The organism is Melghirimyces profundicolus (assembly GCF_003054245.1).
GTDB lineage: Bacteria > Bacillota > Bacilli > Thermoactinomycetales > DSM-45169 > Melghirimyces > Melghirimyces profundicolus.
In genome coordinates this window covers 1-1,696 of the sequence record NZ_QBKR01000061.1, presented here as the reverse complement: position 1 = coordinate 1,696, position 1,696 = coordinate 1, and the positions used below count along the sequence as shown (strand labels likewise).

The 1,696-nt window shown below is 59.4% G+C and carries 2 protein-coding genes; both read left to right on the top strand.

Features of this window, described 5'->3' with window-relative positions; genetic code table 11:
- A partial coding sequence (locus C8P63_RS18660) for an aldehyde dehydrogenase family protein (protein WP_108026909.1) occupies positions 1-1,458 on the top strand: 1,458 nt, incomplete at its 5' end.
- Between the two features lie 20 nt (positions 1,459-1,478).
- Positions 1,479-1,696, top strand: a 218-nt coding sequence (locus C8P63_RS18655) for a DUF779 domain-containing protein (RefSeq protein ID WP_146172226.1), incomplete at its 3' end; no start/stop codon positions are given.

The following is a 1,696-nucleotide window of genomic DNA, read 5'->3' as shown; positions in this document are numbered from 1 at the left end:
AATTTCATCGGAGGAGAGTGGGTGGCCCCCCTCGGAGGGGAATACTTCGACAATCCGTCTCCGGTGGACGGAAAGGTGTTCACCCGGGTGCCCCGCTCCAAGAAGGAAGATATCGATCTGGCGATCCAGAAAGCCCACGAGGCAAAGGTCAAGTGGGGGAACACCCCGCCGGCCGAAAGGAGTCAAATCCTCCTGAAGATCGCGGATCGGATCGATGAGAACCGGGAGATGCTCGCCCTGTCCGAGACCTGGGACAACGGGAAGCCGATCCGGGAAGCCCTGGCGGCCGACCTTCCGCTGGCAGCGGATCACTTCCGCTATTTCGCCGGTGTGATCCGGGGCGAAGAAGGCGGAGTGTCCGAAATCGACGCCCATACGGTGTCCATGCACATCAAGGAACCGATCGGCGTCGTGGGGCAGATCATCCCCTGGAATTTCCCCCTCCTCATGGCGGCGTGGAAGCTGGCTCCCGCTCTGGCCGCGGGGAACTGCGTCGTCCTGAAGCCGGCGGAACAGACCCCGGCCACGATCCTGCTCTTCGCCGAGCTGGTGGCGGATCTCTTGCCTCCGGGGGTTCTGAACGTCGTGAACGGTTTTGGACCGGAAGCCGGCCAGTCCCTGGCCACTCATCCGGAAGTGGGCAAGATCGCCTTCACCGGGGAGACCACCACGGGCCGGCTGATCATGCAGTTCGCCTCCGAAAACATCAAACCGGTCACCCTGGAGCTGGGCGGAAAGTCCCCCAACGTGTTTACCGAGAGCGTGTTGGCCAAAGACGATTCCTTCCTGGAAAAAGCGATCGAAGGCTTCACCATGTTCGCTTTGAACCAGGGGGAAGTCTGCACCTGTCCGTCCCGGGCGCTGATCCAGGATTCCATCTACGATGAATTCATGGAGCGGGCCCTGAAGCGGGTGGAAAAGATTAAGATGGGCGATCCGCTGAACCCCCAAACCATGATGGGGGCCCAGGCTTCCCGGGATCAGTTCGAGAAGATCATGAGTTATCTGGACATCGGGAAACAGGAAGGGGCCAAGGTGCTCATCGGCGGAGAAGCGTATAAAAACGAACAGTATCCCGACGGTTTTTATGTGAAACCGACGGTGTTTGAAGGAAACAACCAAATGCGGATCTTCCAGGAGGAAATCTTCGGACCGGTGGTGTCGGTGACCCGGTTCAAGGATGAAGAGGAGCTTCTGGAGATCGCCAACGATACCTTGTACGGACTGGGAGCCGGTCTTTGGACGAGGGATATGCACCAAGCCTACCAGCTCGCCCGCGGAATGGAAGCCGGACGGGTGTGGGTCAACTGCTACCACCAGTATCCCGCCCACGCCGCCTTCGGCGGTTACAAGCAATCCGGCATCGGGCGCGAGAACCACAGGATGATGCTGGAGCATTACCAGCAGACGAAGAACCTCCTCATCTCCTACGATCAAACCCCCGTCGGGTTGTTCTGATCCGAAAAGGAGGGAGTTTAATGGAGCGCGTTCCGCGCGTTCTCGTCACGGAAGAGGCGAAGAAGGTGATCGACCGACTCCGGGAAGCGCACGGGGAGCTGATGTTTCATCAGAGCGGCGGCTGCTGCGACGGCTCCTCCCCCATGTGTTTTCGGAAAGGGGAATTCCGGACGGGTCTGAGCGATGTCCGCTTGGGTGAAATCCACGGATGTGACTTCTACATGTCCCGTTCCCAGTT